Annotated in this window: 13 protein-coding genes; 10 read left to right on the top strand and 3 right to left on the bottom strand. The window is 61.8% G+C overall.

The annotated features are described in order from the left end of the window. From lepB to pdxJ, 5 genes are all read left to right on the top strand, one after another. Positions 1 to 924, top strand: a complete 924-nt coding sequence (gene lepB, locus C2U30_RS10555) for a signal peptidase I (protein ID WP_103243712.1) — start codon at positions 1 to 3, stop codon at positions 922 to 924. Continuing rightward, the gene (gene rnc / locus C2U30_RS10550; protein ID WP_010675639.1) at positions 925 to 1,596 is read left to right on the top strand and encodes a ribonuclease III; all 672 of its coding nucleotides are present in this window, start codon (positions 925 to 927) and stop codon (positions 1,594 to 1,596) included. A 61-nt stretch (positions 1,597 to 1,657) separates the two neighbouring features. Then, positions 1,658 to 2,557 carry a GTPase Era gene (era, locus tag C2U30_RS10545; protein ID WP_041211854.1) on the top strand — a complete coding sequence of 300 codons (900 nt, stop codon included), beginning with the start codon at positions 1,658 to 1,660 and terminating at the stop codon, positions 2,555 to 2,557. Continuing rightward, on the top strand, positions 2,558 to 3,268 hold the full coding sequence (recO, locus tag C2U30_RS10540) for a DNA repair protein RecO (RefSeq protein ID WP_039040537.1): 711 nt from the start codon (positions 2,558 to 2,560) through the stop codon (positions 3,266 to 3,268). Positions 3,269 to 3,425: 157 nt separating this feature from the next. Then, entirely contained in the window at positions 3,426 to 4,163 is a 738-nt protein-coding gene (gene pdxJ, locus C2U30_RS10535; protein WP_010675636.1) for a pyridoxine 5'-phosphate synthase, read from the top strand. Between the two features lie 141 nt (positions 4,164 to 4,304). Here pdxJ and C2U30_RS10530 read toward each other — a convergent pair whose 3' ends face one another. The 3 genes from C2U30_RS10530 to barA all read right to left on the bottom strand — a co-directional run bounded on the left by C2U30_RS10530 (position 4,305) and on the right by barA (position 8,498). Further along, positions 4,305 to 5,195: an N-acetylmuramoyl-L-alanine amidase gene (locus C2U30_RS10530; RefSeq protein WP_103243711.1), complete on the bottom strand. Its 891-nt coding sequence runs from the start codon at positions 5,193 to 5,195 to the stop codon at positions 4,305 to 4,307. A 32-nt stretch (positions 5,196 to 5,227) separates the two neighbouring features. Beyond that, positions 5,228 to 5,713: a DUF1456 family protein gene (locus C2U30_RS10525; protein ID WP_010675634.1), complete on the bottom strand. Its 486-nt coding sequence runs from the start codon at positions 5,711 to 5,713 to the stop codon at positions 5,228 to 5,230. A 64-nt stretch (positions 5,714 to 5,777) separates the two neighbouring features. After that, positions 5,778 to 8,498, bottom strand: a complete 2,721-nt coding sequence (gene barA, locus C2U30_RS10520) for a two-component sensor histidine kinase BarA (RefSeq protein WP_041211665.1) — start codon at positions 8,496 to 8,498, stop codon at positions 5,778 to 5,780. A 269-nt stretch (positions 8,499 to 8,767) separates the two neighbouring features. On the opposite strand from barA, the gene rlmD reads away from it, so the two are divergent. The 5 genes from rlmD to eno all read left to right on the top strand — a co-directional run bounded on the left by rlmD (position 8,768) and on the right by eno (position 16,789). Beyond that, complete coding sequence (gene rlmD / locus C2U30_RS10515) at positions 8,768 to 10,090, top strand: 23S rRNA (uracil(1939)-C(5))-methyltransferase RlmD (protein ID WP_103243710.1); 1,323 nt, start codon at positions 8,768 to 8,770, stop codon at positions 10,088 to 10,090. 349 nt (positions 10,091 to 10,439) lie between these two features. Then, positions 10,440 to 12,650 (top strand): GTP diphosphokinase, encoded by a 2,211-nt coding sequence (gene relA / locus C2U30_RS10510; protein WP_010675631.1) that lies wholly within the window; start codon positions 10,440 to 10,442, stop codon positions 12,648 to 12,650. Positions 12,651 to 12,821: 171 nt separating this feature from the next. Then, the gene (gene mazG, locus C2U30_RS10505) at positions 12,822 to 13,619 is read left to right on the top strand and encodes a nucleoside triphosphate pyrophosphohydrolase (RefSeq protein ID WP_103243709.1); all 798 of its coding nucleotides are present in this window, start codon (positions 12,822 to 12,824) and stop codon (positions 13,617 to 13,619) included. A 141-nt stretch (positions 13,620 to 13,760) separates the two neighbouring features. Then, complete coding sequence (pyrG, locus tag C2U30_RS10500) at positions 13,761 to 15,398, top strand: glutamine hydrolyzing CTP synthase (protein WP_039041042.1); 1,638 nt, start codon at positions 13,761 to 13,763, stop codon at positions 15,396 to 15,398. Between the two features lie 89 nt (positions 15,399 to 15,487). Then, a complete protein-coding gene (gene eno, locus C2U30_RS10495) occupies positions 15,488 to 16,789 on the top strand; it encodes a phosphopyruvate hydratase (RefSeq protein ID WP_043154803.1) in 1,302 nt (433 codons plus the stop codon). Positions 16,790 to 16,958: the final 169 nt, after the last annotated feature.

Raw genomic sequence — 16,958 nt, 5'->3', positions numbered from 1 at the left:
ATGGCAAGCACCTTTTCCCTGATCCTCGTCGTCGTCACCCTGCTGACCGGCATCATCTGGACGCTCGACAAGCTGGTCTGGGCCAAGCAGCGGGCAGCCAAGATTGCCGCCGCCCGTGCCAATGCCGGTCCGGATGTGGACGAGAAGACACTGGCCAAGGTGGCCCCCATGCCGGTCTGGATCGAACAGACCGGCGGGGTTTTCCCGGTGATCGCGCTGGTGCTGATCCTGCGCTCCTTCATCTTCGAGCCGTTCCAGATCCCGTCCGGCTCCATGATGCCGACCCTGCTGGTGGGCGACTTCATCCTGGTTGAGAAGTTTGCCTACGGCCTCAAGGACCCGGTGACCAACACCAAGTTCCTCGAGACCGGTGAGCCGAAGCGCGGTGATGTGGTGGTCTTCAAGTATCCGCTGGATACCCGGGTGGACTACATCAAGCGGGTGGTCGGCATGCCCGGCGATCGGGTCATCTATCGCAACAAGGAGCTGATGATCCGGCCCAAGTGCGATGAGCAGGAAGGGAAAACGTGCCCCGGCTTCCAGAAGCTGGACGTCAAGTTCGAGCAGCGCGGCGAGTTCAGCCAGATGGGGATCCCGCTGGATCGCTACACCGAACAGCTGGGCGATGTCTCCCACGAGACCTTGCGCAACCCGCTGATGCCGGACCTGGTGGACCGCTACTATCGCCAGCCAGGCACCTACCCCGACGAGTGGGTGGTGCCGGAAGGCCACTATTTCGTGATGGGTGACAACCGCGACAACAGCACCGACAGCCGTTTCTGGGGGTTCGTGCCCGAGCAGAACCTGGTGGGCAAGGCGGTCGCCATCTGGATCAGTTTCGAATTCGAGCGCGAGGAAGGGTCCAGCATGCCGAGCTGGGTGCCGACCGGTGTGCGCTTCAACCGCATTGGCGGAATCAAGTAAATGAATATCAAGATGAACAGACTGCAGTCCCGTCTCGGGCATGTCTTTCAGGATCCTGAGCTGCTGACCCGGGCACTGACCCATCGCAGCGCAGGGTCCCGTCACAACGAGCGCCTGGAATTTCTGGGGGACTCCATCCTGAGTCTGGTGATTGCCGATGACCTCTTCCACCGCTTCCCGCAGGCGGCGGAAGGGGATCTCAGCCGGATGCGCGCCACCCTGGTGCGCGAGAAGACGCTGGCCGAGCTGGGCCGGGAATTCGACCTCGGGGATCACCTGATCCTGGGGCCGGGGGAGCTGAAAAGCGGCGGTTTTCGCCGCGAGTCCATCCTGGCCGACACCGTCGAGGCGGTGATCGGCGCCATCTATCTGGACACGGATCTGGAGCGGGTGCGCAGCCTCCTGCTCGGCTGGTATGCCAGCCGCCTTGGCGAGATCAAGCCCGGGATCGAACAGAAGGATCCCAAGACCCGTCTGCAAGAGATCCTGCAGGGCAGCCGCAAATCCCTGCCGACCTACACGGTGACCAACGTCAAGGGCGAGGCCCACAACCAGGAGTTCACCGTCCAGTGCGAAGTGGATGGGCTGGATGGCCCCCTGGTCGGGATCGGCTCCAGCCGCCGCAAGGCCGAACAGGCCGCGGCGCAGCAAGCACTGGAACGGCTGTCATGAGCACCATGACGGATCCGGCACTGTGCGCTCATTTCACTCCATCAGCATTGGGAACGCGGTCATGACAGATACCACCTATTGCGGCTTTGTCGCCATCGTGGGCCGCCCCAACGTGGGCAAGTCCACCCTGCTCAACAAGTTGCTCGGCCAGAAGGTCAGCATCACCTCGAAGAAGCCCCAGACTACCCGTCACCGGATCCTGGGGATCGACACCGAGGAGAACCATCAGACCATCTATGTGGATACCCCGGGTCTGCACATCGAGGAGAAGCGGGCCATCAACCGCCTGATGAACCGCGCCGCCACCAGTTCCCTGGGGGACGTGGCCATGGTGGTGTTCGTGGTGGACGGCACCCACTGGACCAAGGATGACGAGATGGTGCTGGGCAAGCTGCGCCACCTCAAGTGCCCCGTGGTGCTGGCGGTCAACAAGATCGACAACGTCAAGGAGAAAGAGGATCTGCTGCCGCACCTCGAGTGGCTGGGTCAGCAGATGAACTTTGCCCACATCCTGCCCATCAGCGCCGAGAAGGGCACCAACGTGGAGAAGATCCGCGAGTGGGCCAAGGATCTGCTGCCGGAGAACGTCCACTTCTTCCCGGAAGATTACGTGACCGACCGCTCTTCCCGCTTCATGGCCTCCGAGATCATCCGCGAGAAGCTGATGCGCTTCACCGGCGAGGAGCTGCCCTATTCGGTGACGGTGGAGATCGAGCGCTTCAAGGTGGAGGAGACCGGTCTCTACCACATCCACGGGCTCATCCTGGTGGAGCGCGAAGGCCAGAAAAAGATGGTCATCGGCAACAAGGGCGAGAAGATCAAGACCATCGGCACAGAGGCGCGCATCGACATGGAACGGCTGTTCCAGAACAAGGTGCATCTCGAGCTGTGGGTCAAGGTCAAGTCCGGCTGGGCCGACGACGAGCGGGCCCTGCGCAGCCTCGGGTATGGCGACGACTGATTGCTGACCCCGGCTTTCGTCATCCACAGTCGGCCCTATCGGGAGACCAGCCAGCTGGTCGAGGTCTTCACCCAGGATAGCGGTCGATTCACCCTGGTGGCTCGCGGTTCCCGCGGGCCACGCTCCTCTCTGAAGGGGCTGCTTCAGCCCTTCACCCTGCTCACCATTGCCTGGCGCGGCAAGGGGGATCTCAAGAACCTCACCCAGGTGGAGTGCCCGGATCACTCGTTGCGCCTCGGCGGGGATCGTCTCTTCTACGGCCTCTATCTCAACGAGCTGGTCTACTACCTGCTGGAAGCGCACACCCCCTTCCCCGAGGTGTTCGACGCCTATGCCCGTGCCATCATGGCACTGGCGGACGGAGAGACCCCGGAGCTGCCCCTGCGCCGCTTCGAGTTCCTGCTGCTGCAGGCCCTGGGCTACGCGGTGGACTTCGAATATGCCGCGGACGACGACTCCCCCATCGACCCCACCCTGCTCTACGGCTTCGAGCGGGAGCTCGGCTTTGTCGCTTGCGAGCGGGCGCCGGATCCCCGTACCCTGTTCCTCGGCGCCCACCTGCTGGCCTTCGCCGAGGGGCGTTTCGACACGCCTCCCTTGCTGCAGGCGGCCAAGCGTTTCAGCCGACTGGCGCTGCAGCCCTATCTCGGCAAGCGTCAACTGAAGAGCAGGGAGCTCTTTTTGAAGCGAAAAGGCAGTGTTTCAAGCTGATTTTTATTATCTGGTGATGTTTTGTGTTTATGACATCGCCTTTCATGAACAATAATGCTGTCGCCGCGACCAGAACCGGCCTGCGGCGGCACATGGACAGAGGAGCGGGCTCCACCCGCTCCGGCATTCACAGATGACCTGTATCAAGGAGTAAGCAATGAGCGAGATCTACCTGGGTGTGAACATCGACCATATCGCCACCCTGCGCAACGCCCGCGGCACCCAGTATCCGGATCCGGTACAGGCCGCCTTCGTGGCCGAGCAGGCCGGTGCCGATGGCATCACGGTCCACCTGCGGGAAGATCGCCGCCACATCACCGACCGGGACGTGGAGATCCTGCGCCAGACGATCCAGACCAGGATGAACCTGGAGATGGCGGTGACCGAGGAGATGATCGGCATCGCCTGCCGCATCAAGCCCCACTTCGTCTGCCTGGTGCCGGAGAAGCGCACCGAGGTGACCACCGAGGGTGGTCTGGACGTGGCGGGCCAGCTGGACAAGGTGACCGATGCGGTGACCCGTCTTGCGGCCGTCGGTGCTCAGGTATCCCTCTTCATCGATGCGGATCCGTTGCAGATCGATGCGGCCGCCGCGAGCGGTGCTCCCTTCATCGAGATCCACACCGGCCGCTACGCCGATGCCACCACGGATGCCGAGCGCAACGCCGAGTTCAAGCGCATCGCCGCAGGTGCTTCCTACGCCGCTGGCAAGGGCTTGAAGGTCAATGCGGGCCACGGTCTGCACTACCACAACGTCAAGGCTATCGCCGCCATCCCCGAGCTCTATGAGCTCAACATCGGTCACGCCATCATCGGCCGCGCCGCCTTCGACGGTCTGGCCAAGGCGGTCAGCGACATGCGTGCGCTGATGCAGGAAGCCCGTCAGGGGATCTGATGCCGCTTCGCAGGTATCGCAACCACAAGGGACGCTTCGGCGTCCCTTGTGGTTTTCAGGAATGGAAGGCGGGGTGAACCCCGTGTTCATCTGGCATGGGGCCGGGCATCCGTGTGCAGAGGGCGAAAGGGAAGGGGCGTCTCAGCCTGGCTCCGGGAAGTAGCGCTCCAGCAGGGCGGTGAGGATGGCCTGGCACTCGGCATCCGGCTCGCCGGTGACCAGGGCGGGGCGAAAGTGAAGCTGGAAGGCGCGCAGGACGGCGCGGCTCTGCTCATCCCAGGCGCCGTGCTGGGGGAGGCCGTAGCCGTAACGGGCAAGCTGCTGCTGCCATTGCAGCGCATCCCAGGGGATGAGCTGCGTCTGGCGCAGCTCGGCCACCCGGGCCTCGTCGGGCCAGGCGCCGACACCGTAGCGCAGGGCGAGCTCGCGCCAGGGGAACCGGGGGCCGGGATCCTGCTTGCGCTCGGGGGCGACGTCGCTGTGGGCCAGCACCTGGGTGGGGGGGATCTGGTAGCGTTCGACCAGATCTCGGGCGAGGGCGCCGAGGGCGGCGATCTGGGCAGGGGGATAGGGTTGCCAGTGTCTAAGATGGGCGGGCAGGGCCGCGTCTTTCTCGTCATACCCGAGATTCACTATCTCGATGCCGAGCGAACTGGCGTTGAGCCCGGCGTAGTGATGCCAGCGACTGCGTCCGGCGTGCCAGGCCCGCTGGCTGTCGGGCACCAGCTGGTAGACCGGGAACGGTTGCTCGTCGGTGTCGCGGGGGATCAGGTAGTGGGCGCTCACCTTGTGCTCCGGCTCGGTCAGCAGGCGCAGGGAGCGGGCATCCTCTTCATCCGTGTAGTGCAGGATGAGAAAGGCGATGCGCTCGTTCTGGCTGGCGCTCTGATGCTCCTGATTGAGACGATAGGGCGCAGGCTGGCAGGCGCCGAGCAGCAGGATGAGGGGCAGTGACCAGAACCAGCGCGCCGCGAACCGGCACGCGCCGCCGCTCGCCGACGGGCGTGGAGCCAGCAGGCGGCGCCAGCCCATGGTCTAGCCTCGTACCTGGCCGGAGGCGGTCATCAGGGCCCGGGCCTGTATTTGGCGGTGAGGCCAATCAGGAAGTTGCGCAGGATCTGATCCCCGCAATCCTGATAGTGCTTGTGATCCCTGGCGCGGAACAGGGCGCTCAGCTCGGACTTGGAGAGGTTGAAGTTCGCGAGCTTGAGGGTGCCCAGCATCTCCTCTTCCTTGTAGTTGAGGCCGATGCGCAGCTTGCGCAGGATCAGGTTGTTGTTGATCCGGTTCGGGATCACCTGGGGCGGGGCATCTTCCCGCACACCGCGGCGCAGGGCGATGAAGCCGTCGAGGAACTGGCTCAGTGCCGAGTCCGGGCAGGCGGCGAAGCCCGCTTCCTGTGCCTCGCCCTCTTCGGCCTCTTTCATCAGCCAGCCGTGCAACTGGGCATGGGTGATGGCCAGATTGCCCTTGGCAAAGATCTCGACCATCTGGTCGTTGCTGATGCTGAGGGCATAGCGCAGGCGGCGCAGAATATCGTTGTTGGTCATGTTGACTCCTGTGGAAACGGCGCAGATGTTACCACCTGCCGCCTGTCCAGTCAGAAAAAGCGCCTCAGTCGGTCAGGGCCAGGTAGCGGGGAGCCTCCTGCCTCACCTGCTCCAGGGCATCCTGCAGCTCCAGCAATTCGGGCTCCAGATCGCTCACGGCGACCCCGTCGCGCAGCTGCTGCTCGAGCTGGGAGAGCAGGCGTTGCAGACCCGGCACCCCGGAGTAGGCGCAGCCACCGTTGAGGCGGTGGAGCTGGGCCAGCACGTCTGCATCCTCGGCACTCCCTTCCAACGCCGCCGCCAGGATGGGCTCCACCTCGTCGAAGCTGGCCAGCAGCATGGTCAGCATCTCCCGGGCGAGGGCCGGCTTGCCGGCGGCCTGACGCACGGCGAGGGGCCAGTCTATCTGCTGATCCCCGTGATTCTGGTGCCGCCGGTGGGCGAAGTCGGTGATGAGCTGCGCCAGCATCCCCTCGTCGATGGGTTTGGCCAGGTAGTCGTCCATGCCCTGGCGAATGAGGCGCTCCCGCTCACCGGGAATGGCATGGGCGGTGACCGCGACGATGGGGGTCTCGGTGTTGAGGGAGTGGTGGCGGATCGCCTGGGTGGCGCTGATGCCGTCCATGACGGGCATCTGGATATCCATGAAGATGATGTCGAACGGCTGGCTCTGGGCCAGGTTGACCGCCTCCTTGCCGTTCTTGCACACCACCACCTCGGTCACCATCTCCTTGAGCATGGCGGCGATGAGCTTGAGGTTGGCGGCGTTGTCATCCACCGCCAGCACCTTGACCGCCTGCACGCTGCGCGGCGTCGGCGCGGGCAGGGGGGCACGGCGTACCGCCTCGGGGGAGAGCAGAGCGTGCAGCAACTTGCGATGGTTGATGGGCTTGGAGAGGCAGTGGACGGCGCCGTGGGCCAGCATGGCGTCGTAGAGGGCCGGCTCGTGGCTGCTGAGCAGCACTATGGTGTTCTGCTGGCCGTCCAGTCCGTCGAGACGGGCAATCACCTGCTGCGGGCTGTGCAGGGTGCTGCTGCCGATGAGCACCATGTCCTGGCTGCTCATCGGGGGCCACTCCTCGTCCACCGTCAGGGAGTGCACATCCAGGTGCCACTCTCCCAGCAGGGCGAGCAGGGAGGCGTGAGTAAAGGGATCCGGCTCCAGCAGCCAGACCCGCTTGCCCTGGATGCGATCCAGCGGAAGCCGCTCGCTCTGGGGCAGGGGCGAGACATCCAGATCCAGGTGGAACGAGAAGACCGACCCCTTGCCGAGTTCGGATTCGAAGCGGATCTGGCCCCCCATCTGCTGCACCAGCTTCTGGGTGATGACGAGCCCGAGCCCGGTGCCCCCATAGCGGCGGGAGATGGAGGAGTCTGCCTGGTTGAAGGCCTGGAACAACTGGCGCTGCTGCTCTTCCGAGATGCCGATGCCGGTATCGCGAATCAGTACCCGCAGGCGCACCTTGTTGCCGCTGGATTCCCCGGTCTGCTCGACACGCACGTCCACGTTGCCGCGCTCGGTGAACTTGATGGCGTTGCCGGTGAGGTTGGTGAGCACCTGCTGCAGGCGCATGGGGTCGCCGGTGAGGTAGTCCGGCACGGCGGCATCCACCTGGAGGGAGAGTTCGAGCTGCTTGTCGTGGGCGCTCGGCCCCAGCAGGTGCATGGTCTCGTTGAGGGTGTCCCGCAGGCTGAAGGGGATGTGCTCGAGCTGTAGCTTGCCCGCCTCCAGCTTGGAGAAGTCGAGGATGTCGTTGATGATCCCAAGGAGGTTGCGCGCCGACTTCTCGATGGTCTGCATGTAGTCGGTCTGGCTCGGGGTCAGACTGGTCTTGAGCAGTTGGCGGGTGAAGCCGATGACCCCGTTGAGCGGGGTGCGCAGCTCGTGGGACATGTTGGCGAGGAACTCGGACTTGACCCTGGCCGCCTCCTGGGCGCGCTTCTTCGCCATGTCGAGCTCGACGTTCTGGATTTCGATCTGCTCGAGGGTCTCCCGCAGATCCGATGTCGCCTGATCGATGTTCTGCTGCATCTCCTCGTGATATTCGGAGAGCGCCTTGGCCATGGCGTTGATGCCGTTCTTGAGCATGTCCAGCTCGCCGGTGAGCTGACCGCTGACCCGGGTATCGAGTCGCCCCTCCCTGATCCGGTGCACCGCCTGCACCATGTCGGTGATGGGCTGGGTCACGCTCTTGACCAGACGGAAGCCGAACAGGGCGCTGATGGCCAGCCCGATGAGCACGATGATGACCGCGAAGAAGGCGTCGCGGTACTGCAGGACGATGGCCCTGTCCGTGGCGAGCTGCATGGAGATGTAGCCGATGACCGGCGGCTCCAGATCGCTTGGCAGCGGGAAGCCGTCCAGGCTGGTCTCTGCCTGGATGGGGGTGCGCAGTATGATGTCATCGCCGTTGACGGAGACGCTGGTCAGGGCCGGGATGACGCTGCCGTCCGGCAGACGAAGCTGGCTGAAGTCCCTGTGGTAGTTGGACGTCACGAACAGCTGGTTTTCCTGGGTGAAGACGGCGATGGACTTGATGAAGGGCGAGTTCTTGCGATGGGTGAGCCCGATCAGCCGCTTGAGGGATTCGCGGCTGTGCTGTGTCATGCCGTATTCGCTGGCGATGGCCAGGGGCTCGATGATGTTGATGCCCTGATCGATGAGGTTGTTTTCCAGCTGCTGATAGCGGTGGAAGGTGAAATAGCCGGCGATGAGGCCGCCAATGATGAGGGTCGGCAAGATGGTGAAGGCCAGCACCCGGGCCCTGAGACCGTACTTGGTCATGCCGCCGCCCCGCCTTTCGCAAGAGAAGCCATGACTCGGGGCGCATGCAGGCACCGGGGTCGGGCAGGCAATACAGTCATTGTCGCTGTACGGGGTCTCAGGCCGTATCCGGTCATATCAATGGGCCACTTTTGGTCAGAATGGACGATGGGGCGGATGCCGCGGCTGGGGCCCTCAGGCCGTATTTGGTCATACGATTATTCTTGTGGGACAATGGTCTGCCGCAGATTCCACAATCATGACATAGCCACCTATAGGCACCAAGTTTTATGGCCCAGTTTTTCAAGCCTCAAAAGAAATCCACCCAGCCCCAACGTATTGAATTTACGGTAGACAGTCTGGATCACCACTGTGTCGGCGTCGGCCGTCATCAGGGCAAGGCCATCTTCGTCGAAGGGGCGCTGCCCGGCGAGGCCATCAAGGCCCGCATCATCGACGACAAGAAGCACTATGCCCACGCCGCCCTGCAACAGGTGGTGACCCCGGCGGCCAACCGGGTCGCCCCCTTCTGCGACCACTATCGCGAGTGTGGCGGTTGCAGTGCCCAGCACCTGGGAGAGGGAGATCAGCTGGCGGCCAAGGAGGCGGGACTGGTCAGCCTGTTCGAGCGCCTTGGCAACATCCAGACGCCGGCGCTGGCACCTGCGCTGACGGGGGAGTCTCGCGCCTACCGCCGGGTCTGCCGTCTGGCCATCAAGTTTGACAAGAACGGTCGCTGCACCCGAGTTGGCTTTCGTCGTCGCCAGTCGAACGATCTGGTAGAGATTGCCGGCTGCCCTGTGCTGGCCGGGCCCCTCTCCGCCCTTATCGCCCCTCTGCGCGAATGCCTCAATCGGCTGAAGAGCCAGCGCGAACTGGGCCATGCGGAACTCATTCAGGGGGAGCAGGGCATTCTGATGCTGCTGCGCCACACCGGTCGCCCCACCGAGGCGGACCGGGCGCACTTGACTGAGTTTGCCACCGCCCAGGGGATAGACCTCTATCTGCAGGCGGCGGACGAGCAGATCGAACCTCTGCGTCAACAGTCTCAGCCAAGTTACACGCTGGATGGCCTGTCTCTTGCATTCGCTCCCGGCGACTTCATCCAGGTCAACGGGCCCGTCAACCAGCGCATGGTGGAGCAGGCATTGAGCTGGCTCGACGCAGGCAAGGATGACAAGGTGCTGGACCTCTTCTGCGGCATCGGCAACTTCACCCTGCCGCTGGCCCGTCAGGCCCGCGAAGTGGTGGGGGTGGAAGGGGAGCTCGCCATGGTGACGCGTGCACAGGAGAATGCCCGCCGCAACGGCATCGACAACGCCCGCTTCTACAAGGCGGACTTGAGCGGTGACATCGTGGGCATGTCCTGGGCCCGGGAAGGGTTCGATCTGGTACTGCTGGATCCGGCCAGACCCGGAGCGCTGGAGGTGATGAGCCACGTGGTGGCACTTTCCCCCAAACGGGTGGTCTATGTTTCCTGTAACCCGGTCACCCTGGCCCGTGACAGTCAGGTGCTGGTGCAGGGGGGCTACAAGCTGACCCGTCTGGGGATGCTGGACATGTTCCCCCACACCGGTCATCTGGAGTCCATGGCGCTGTTCGAACGGGGCTGAGTCGAGGCGACCGCATTATTCTGGGTGAATCAAGATGCGGTCGTGATGATTTTTCGACGTGCATGATGCTGCCAGAGTGAGGTAAAACAGGTGTTTTTCGCTGCCTTCAACGGGCAGGGCAGAATGCGGTTATCTTGGTTTTCCAGCGGCGGCAGCGCTGTTTGAGCGGGAGTGATTAGGGTAATCTAGGTCGTCGATAGTGGATCGGATGCGGGGAAGAGCCCTGTCACCTTGCGCGGTGACATGCCTTGAAAACTCTTTCATGCATCCCCATTTGAGGCAGTCATCAGTTGATGAGGGGATGAGGAGAGCATCGGCTTTCGACCCCACACTTTTAAGGATTGATACCATGGTTGCGGTGCGCGATATTCATTTGAAAGACAATTTCACTCTGGATGAGTGGGTCAGTTCCCTTACCCTGAGTGAAAGTGACAAGAATCAGCTGCGAACCGTCTACCAGTATTGCCTGACCCTGGGTGACGAAGCGCTCACCAACCGCCTGCTGGTGCGCGGGGTCGAGATGGTGGGCATCCTGCTGATGCTCAGCATGGATCTCGCCACCCTCAAGGCCGCCATTCTCTATCCCTTCGTCGAAGCCGGTCTCATCAGCCAGGAAAAGGTGAACGAGGACTTCGGCCCCAAGATCGCCAAGCTGGTGGAAGGGGTGCTGGAGATGGAGGCCATCCGCTCCCTGCAAACCCTTCACCGCAGCGAAACCTCGCCGGAGCAGGTGGACAACGTGCGCCGCATGCTGCTCGCCATGGTCGAGGACGTGCGCGCCGTGGTCATCAAGCTGGCGGAGCGCATCGCCTGCCTGCGTGAGGCGAAGAAGGCGGATGAGGAGACCCGGGTACTGATGGCCCAGGAGATCACCAACATCTATGCCCCCCTTGCGAACCGCCTCGGTATCGGTCAGCTCAAGTGGGAGCTCGAGGATCTCGCCTTCCGCTACCTGCACCCGGACACCTACAAGCAGATCGCCAAGCAGCTGGACGAGAAACGGCTCGACCGCGAGCGCTACATCCGTGAATTCGTGCAGTCTCTGCGCGATGCCCTGGCCGAGGCCGGCGTCGAGGCCGAGGTCTATGGCCGACCGAAACACATCTACAGCATCTGGCGCAAGATGCAGAAGAAGCACCTCGAATTCAACGAGCTGTTCGATGTGCGCGCGGTGCGGGTGATCACCAAGCGGCTGCAGGATTGCTACGCGGCGCTCGGTATCGTTCACACCCACTTCCACCATATTCCCCGCGAATTTGACGACTATGTCGCCAACCCCAAGCCCAATGGCTACCAGTCCATCCACACCGTGGTGGTGGGGGAGGAGGGCAAGACGGTGGAGATCCAGATCCGTACCGAGCAGATGCATCAGGATGCGGAGCTCGGTGTGGCCGCGCACTGGCGCTACAAGGAAGGGGCACAGGCCGCTGCCAAGACCAGCACCTTCGAAGACAAGATCGAATGGCTGCGCAAACTCCTCGCCTGGCAGGAGGATCTCTCGGAGAGCGGCTCCTTGCTGGACGATCTGCGCAGTCAGGTGTTCGAGGACAGGGTTTATGTCTTCACTCCCAAGGGCGATGTCATCGACCTGCCGGCAGGGGCGACGCCGCTCGACTTCGCCTATCACGTGCACAGCATGATCGGTCACCGCTGCATCGGCACCAAGATCGACGGTCGCATCGTGCCCTTCACCTATACGCTGCAAACCGGCGACCAGGTGGAGGTGATCACCCAGAAGGAGCCGAACCCGAGCCGCGACTGGATGAACCCGAACGCCGGCTTCCTGCGCTCCAGCCGGGCGCGGGCCAAAGTGGCCACCTGGTTCAGAAAGCTGGACCGGGACAAGAACATCGCCGCCGGCAAGGAGCTGCTGGAGAAAGAGCTGGACAGACACAACCTCACCCTCTCCAAGGTGGACAAGGTGGTGCTGGAGCGTTTCCATGCGGAGGAGCTGGAAGATTTGCTGGCCGGTATCGGCAGCGGCGACATCCGCATCAACCAGCTGCTCAATTATCTGGACACCCGCTACAACAAGCCGACGGCGGAAGAAGAAGATCGCCGTCTGCTGGAGAAGCTGGAGCAGAAGGCCAATGTGCCCTTCCGCCCCAAACCCAAGGATCACATAGTAGTGGAAGGGGTGGGCAACCTGATGACTCACATCGCCCGCTGCTGCCAGCCCATCCCGGGGGACGCCATCCAGGGCTTCATCACCATGGGACGGGGGGTTTCCATCCACCGGGAGGATTGCGAGCAGCTCAAGGAGCTGTCGCGTCGCAACCCGGAGCGCTTGATCGATGCGGTCTGGGGGGAGAACTACTCCGGCGGTTACGGTCTCACCATCCGCATTCTCTCCAACGACAGGTCCGGCCTGCTGCGCGACATCACCACCGTGCTCGCCAACGAGAAGATCAACGTGATGGGAGTGCGTTCGCGCTCCAACGTGCGCGAGCAGACCGCCGAAATAGACATGGAGCTGGAGATTTACAACATCAACGCCTTCAACCGGGCGTTGGCCAAGCTCAGTCAGCTCAACGACGTGATCAGCGCCAAGCGGCTGTAATGCTCAACCGACCGGCCCCAGTGGCCGGTCTGCATTTTCTCCCTCCTTGTAGAGCATTGAAGACGGATATCATGCGCCCCATCTCCGTCCGCCATGGCTCCATATCATCTGGAACAGTGGCGTGAGCGGATATTCATGAACCCCATTTACCGAATCGAAAGTGAGTTGCCCATGTCCCAACGCTACGACCTTCCCCAACTGCTCGACATCATGGCCAGATTGCGTGACCCGAACGGGGGCTGCCCCTGGGATCTCAAGCAGAGCTTCCAGACCATAGTGCCGCACACCCTGGAGGAGGCCTACGAGGTGGCGGATGCCATCGAGAGCGAAGATTGGCAAGGGCTGAAGGGGGAACTCGGTGATCTGCTGTTCCAGGTCGTGTTCTATGCCCAGCTCGGCAAGGAGCAGGGGTTGTTCGACTTTGCCGACATCGTCGATACCGTGAGCGAGAAGCTCATTCGCCGCCACCCCCATGTTTTCTCCGATGCCGATCTCGGTGACGAGAAGGCGATCAAAGCGAACTGGGAGGCGGAAAAGGCGAAAGAGCGTGCGGCGCTCGACAAGGAGAGCGTGCTGGACGATATCCCCCTCTCCCTGCCTGCCCTGACCCGGGCAGCCAAGATCCAGAAGCGCTGCGCCACCGTCGGTTTTGACTGGAAGACGCTGGGGCCCGTGGTGGACAAGATCCACGAGGAGATCGAGGAGGTGATGGAAGAGGCGCTGATGGTCGACGTGGACGAGACTCGGGTGAGCGACGAGCTCGGCGATCTGTTGTTTGCCACTGTCAACCTGGTGCGTCATCTGGGCAAGGATCCCGAGCAGGTGCTGCGGGCTGCCAACACCAAGTTTGAGCGTCGTTTTCGTCAGGTTGAACACTTTATTGCCGCAGAAGGTCTGAAAATGACGGATTGCTCCCTGGAGAAGCTGGACGAGGCCTGGAACAAGGCCAAGGAAACCGAGCAAAGTTGATTTGGCGCAAGACGGGGCGGCGGGGAGCCTGATAGATTTTTGTTCATTGTTTGGGAGTGGGGGTTTTGGTATACTGTTTCCCCGTCCTGCTTCATCCCCGAAGCACCCCTTAAAATTCCCTAAACTTCTTTCAGGTTCAGCATGACGACCAAATATATTTTTGTGACTGGTGGCGTTGTTTCATCCCTCGGCAAAGGCATTGCCGCAGCTTCTCTGGCAGCCATTCTGGAAGCCCGTGGTCTGGATGTGACCATCATGAAACTGGACCCGTACATCAACGTGGATCCGGGCACCATGAGCCCGACCCAGCATGGTGAAGTGTTCGTAACCGAGGACGGGGCCGAAACCGATCTGGATTTGGGCCACTACGAGCGTTTCATCCGCACCAAGATGACCCGCCGCAACAACTTCACCACCGGCCGCATCTATGCAGACGTGCTGCGCAAGGAGCGTCGTGGTGACTATCTGGGCGCCACCATCCAGGTGATCCCGCACATCACCAACGCCATCAAGGAGCGGGTGATTGCCGGTGCCGAAGGCCATCAGGTTGCCATCGTCGAAGTGGGCGGTACCGTGGGCGACATCGAGTCCCTTCCGTTCCTTGAAGCCATTCGTCAGCTGGCGGCCATTGTGGGTCGCAACAATGCCATGTTCATGCACCTGACCCTGGTTCCTTACCTGGCCGCCGCCGGCGAGGTGAAGACCAAGCCGACCCAGCACTCCGTGAAGGAGCTGCTCTCCATCGGTATCCAGCCGGATGTGCTGATCTGCCGCTCCGACCGCGCCATTCCGGCCAACGAGCGTGCCAAGATCGCCCTGTTCTGCAATGTGCCCGAGCGCGCCGTCATCTCTATGAAGGATGTCGACTCCATCTACAAGATCCCGGCGCTGCTGAAATCCCAGGGTCTGGACGGCTACATCACCGAGCGCTTCGGCATCGAGTGCAAAGAAGCCGACTTGGCCGAGTGGGAACAGGTCATCTATGAAGAGGCCAACCCGACTGCCGAAGTCACCATCGGCATGGTGGGCAAGTATGTCTCCCTGCCGGACGCCTACAAGTCCGTCAACGAAGCGCTCAAGCACGGTGGCCTGAAGACCCGTCTCTCCGTCAACATCAAGTACATCGACTCCCAGGACATCGAGACCCGTGGCGCCGAGCTGCTGGAAGGTCTGGATGCGATCCTGGTGCCGGGTGGCTTCGGCGAGCGCGGTGTGGAAGGCAAAATCCTGGCCGCCAAATATGCCCGCGAGAACAAGATCCCGTACCTCGGTATCTGCCTGGGCATGCAGGTTGCCTTGATCGAATACGCCCGCAACGTGGCGGGCATGGAAGGGGCTCACTCCTCCGAGTTCAAGAAAGACAGCCCGTACCCCGTGGTCGGTCTCATCACCGAGTGGGTGGATGACGAAGGCAACGTCGAGACCCGGACCGAGAAGTCCGATCTGGGCGGTACCATGCGTCTGGGCTCCCAGCTCTGCCACCTGGTGGAAGACTCCAAGGTGCGTCAGATGTACGGCAGCCCGACCATTTACGAGCGCCACCGTCACCGTTATGAAGTGAACAACAAGCTGCTGCCGCAGATTGAAGCGGCAGGTCTGAAGGTGACCGGTCTCTCCGCCGACAAGAAGCTGGTGGAAATCATCGAGATCCCGGATCACCCCTGGTTCGTGGCCGCGCAGTTCCACCCGGAGTTCACCTCGACTCCCCGTGATGGCCACGCCCTGTTCGCCGGTTTTGTGAAGGCGGCGGGCGAGTATCAGAAGCGTAATTTGAAGTAATTGAAAATAAATGCGGTTGGGGCTCTGTGCCACAGCCGCTTTTTTTGGCATATTTTTGTTGTTTTTTTACGAAACCTGAGGAAATACACATGTCCAAGATCGTTAAAGTGATCGGTCGTGAAATCATCGACTCCCGTGGTAACCCGACCGTTGAGGCCGAAGTTCACCTGGAAGGTGGTTTTGTTGGTATGGCAGCCGCTCCGTCTGGCGCGTCCACCGGTTCCCGCGAAGCGCTGGAACTGCGTGACGGCGACAAGAGCCGTTTCCTGGGTAAAGGCGTGCTGAAAGCCATCGAAGCCGTCAACGGCCCGATCGCTCAGGCTCTGCTGGGTAAAGATGCCAAGGACCAGGCCACTGTCGACCAGATCATGATCGACCTCGACGGTACCGAGAACAAATCCAAGTTCGGCGCCAACGCCATCCTGGCTGTTTCCCTGGCCAACGCCAAAGCTGCCGCTGCTGCCAAAGGCATGCCGCTGTACGCCCACATCGCCGAGCTGAATGGCACCCCGGGTGTCTACTCCATGCCGCTGCCCATGATGAACATCATCAACGGTGGTGAGCACGCCGACAACAACGTCGACATCCAGGAGTTCATGATCCAGCCGGTTGGCGCCAAGACCCTGAAAGAAGCCGTTCGCATGGGCGCAGAAGTGTTCCACAACCTGGCCAAAGTGCTGAAGTCCAAGGGCTACAACACTGCCGTCGGTGACGAAGGTGGTTTCGCTCCGAACCTGAAATCCAACGCCGAAGCGCTGGAAGTGATCGCTGAAGCCGTTGCCGCTGCCGGTTACAAACTGGGCACCGACATCACCCTGGCCATGGACTGTGCTGCGTCCGAGTTCTACGACGCAGAGAAGAAAGAGTACAACCTGAAGGGCGAAGGTCGTATCTTCACCTCCAACGGTTTCTCCGACTTCCTGGCTGACCTGACCACCAAGTTCCCGATCGTCTCCATCGAAGATGGCCTGGACGAATCCGACTGGGAAGGCTTCGCCTACCAGACCGCCGAACTGGGCAAGAAAATCCAGATCGTGGGTGACGACCTGTTCGTAACCAACACCAAGATCCTGAAGCGCGGTATCGACAACGGCATCGCCAACTCCATCCTGATCAAGTTCAACCAGATCGGTTCCCTGACCGAAACTCTGGCTGCCATCAAGATGGCCAAAGACGCTGGCTACACTGCCGTCATCTCCCACCGCTCCGGTGAGACCGAAGACGCGACCATCGCCGACCTGGCTGTGGGTACCGCTGCTGGCCAGATCAAGACCGGTTCCATGAGCCGTTCTGACCGTGTTGCCAAGTACAACCAGCTGATCCGTATCGAAGAAGCCCTGGGTGCCAAGGCTCCGTTCCGTGGTCTGAAAGAAGTGAAGAACCAGGCTTAATTTTCGCCTGCGTTCATGCTTCACAAAGCCCCGCCATCTGGCGGGGCTTTTTCGTTCTGCGCTTATGGGCGTGTGCGACCTGCATTTTTTATTCCGACCAACCCATCCGGCACACAGGCTTTCTTTTGTCTTGCCTGCGAATATGGGAAACTAGGCCGCTTGAAGGAGA

It is taken from the genome of Aeromonas sp. ASNIH5, from assembly GCF_002902865.1.
GTDB classification, from domain to species: Bacteria; Pseudomonadota; Gammaproteobacteria; order Enterobacterales; family Aeromonadaceae; genus Aeromonas; species Aeromonas caviae.
The sequence above is the reverse complement of the archived record's forward strand: the minus strand, read 5'-3'. Positions and strand labels throughout refer to the sequence as shown.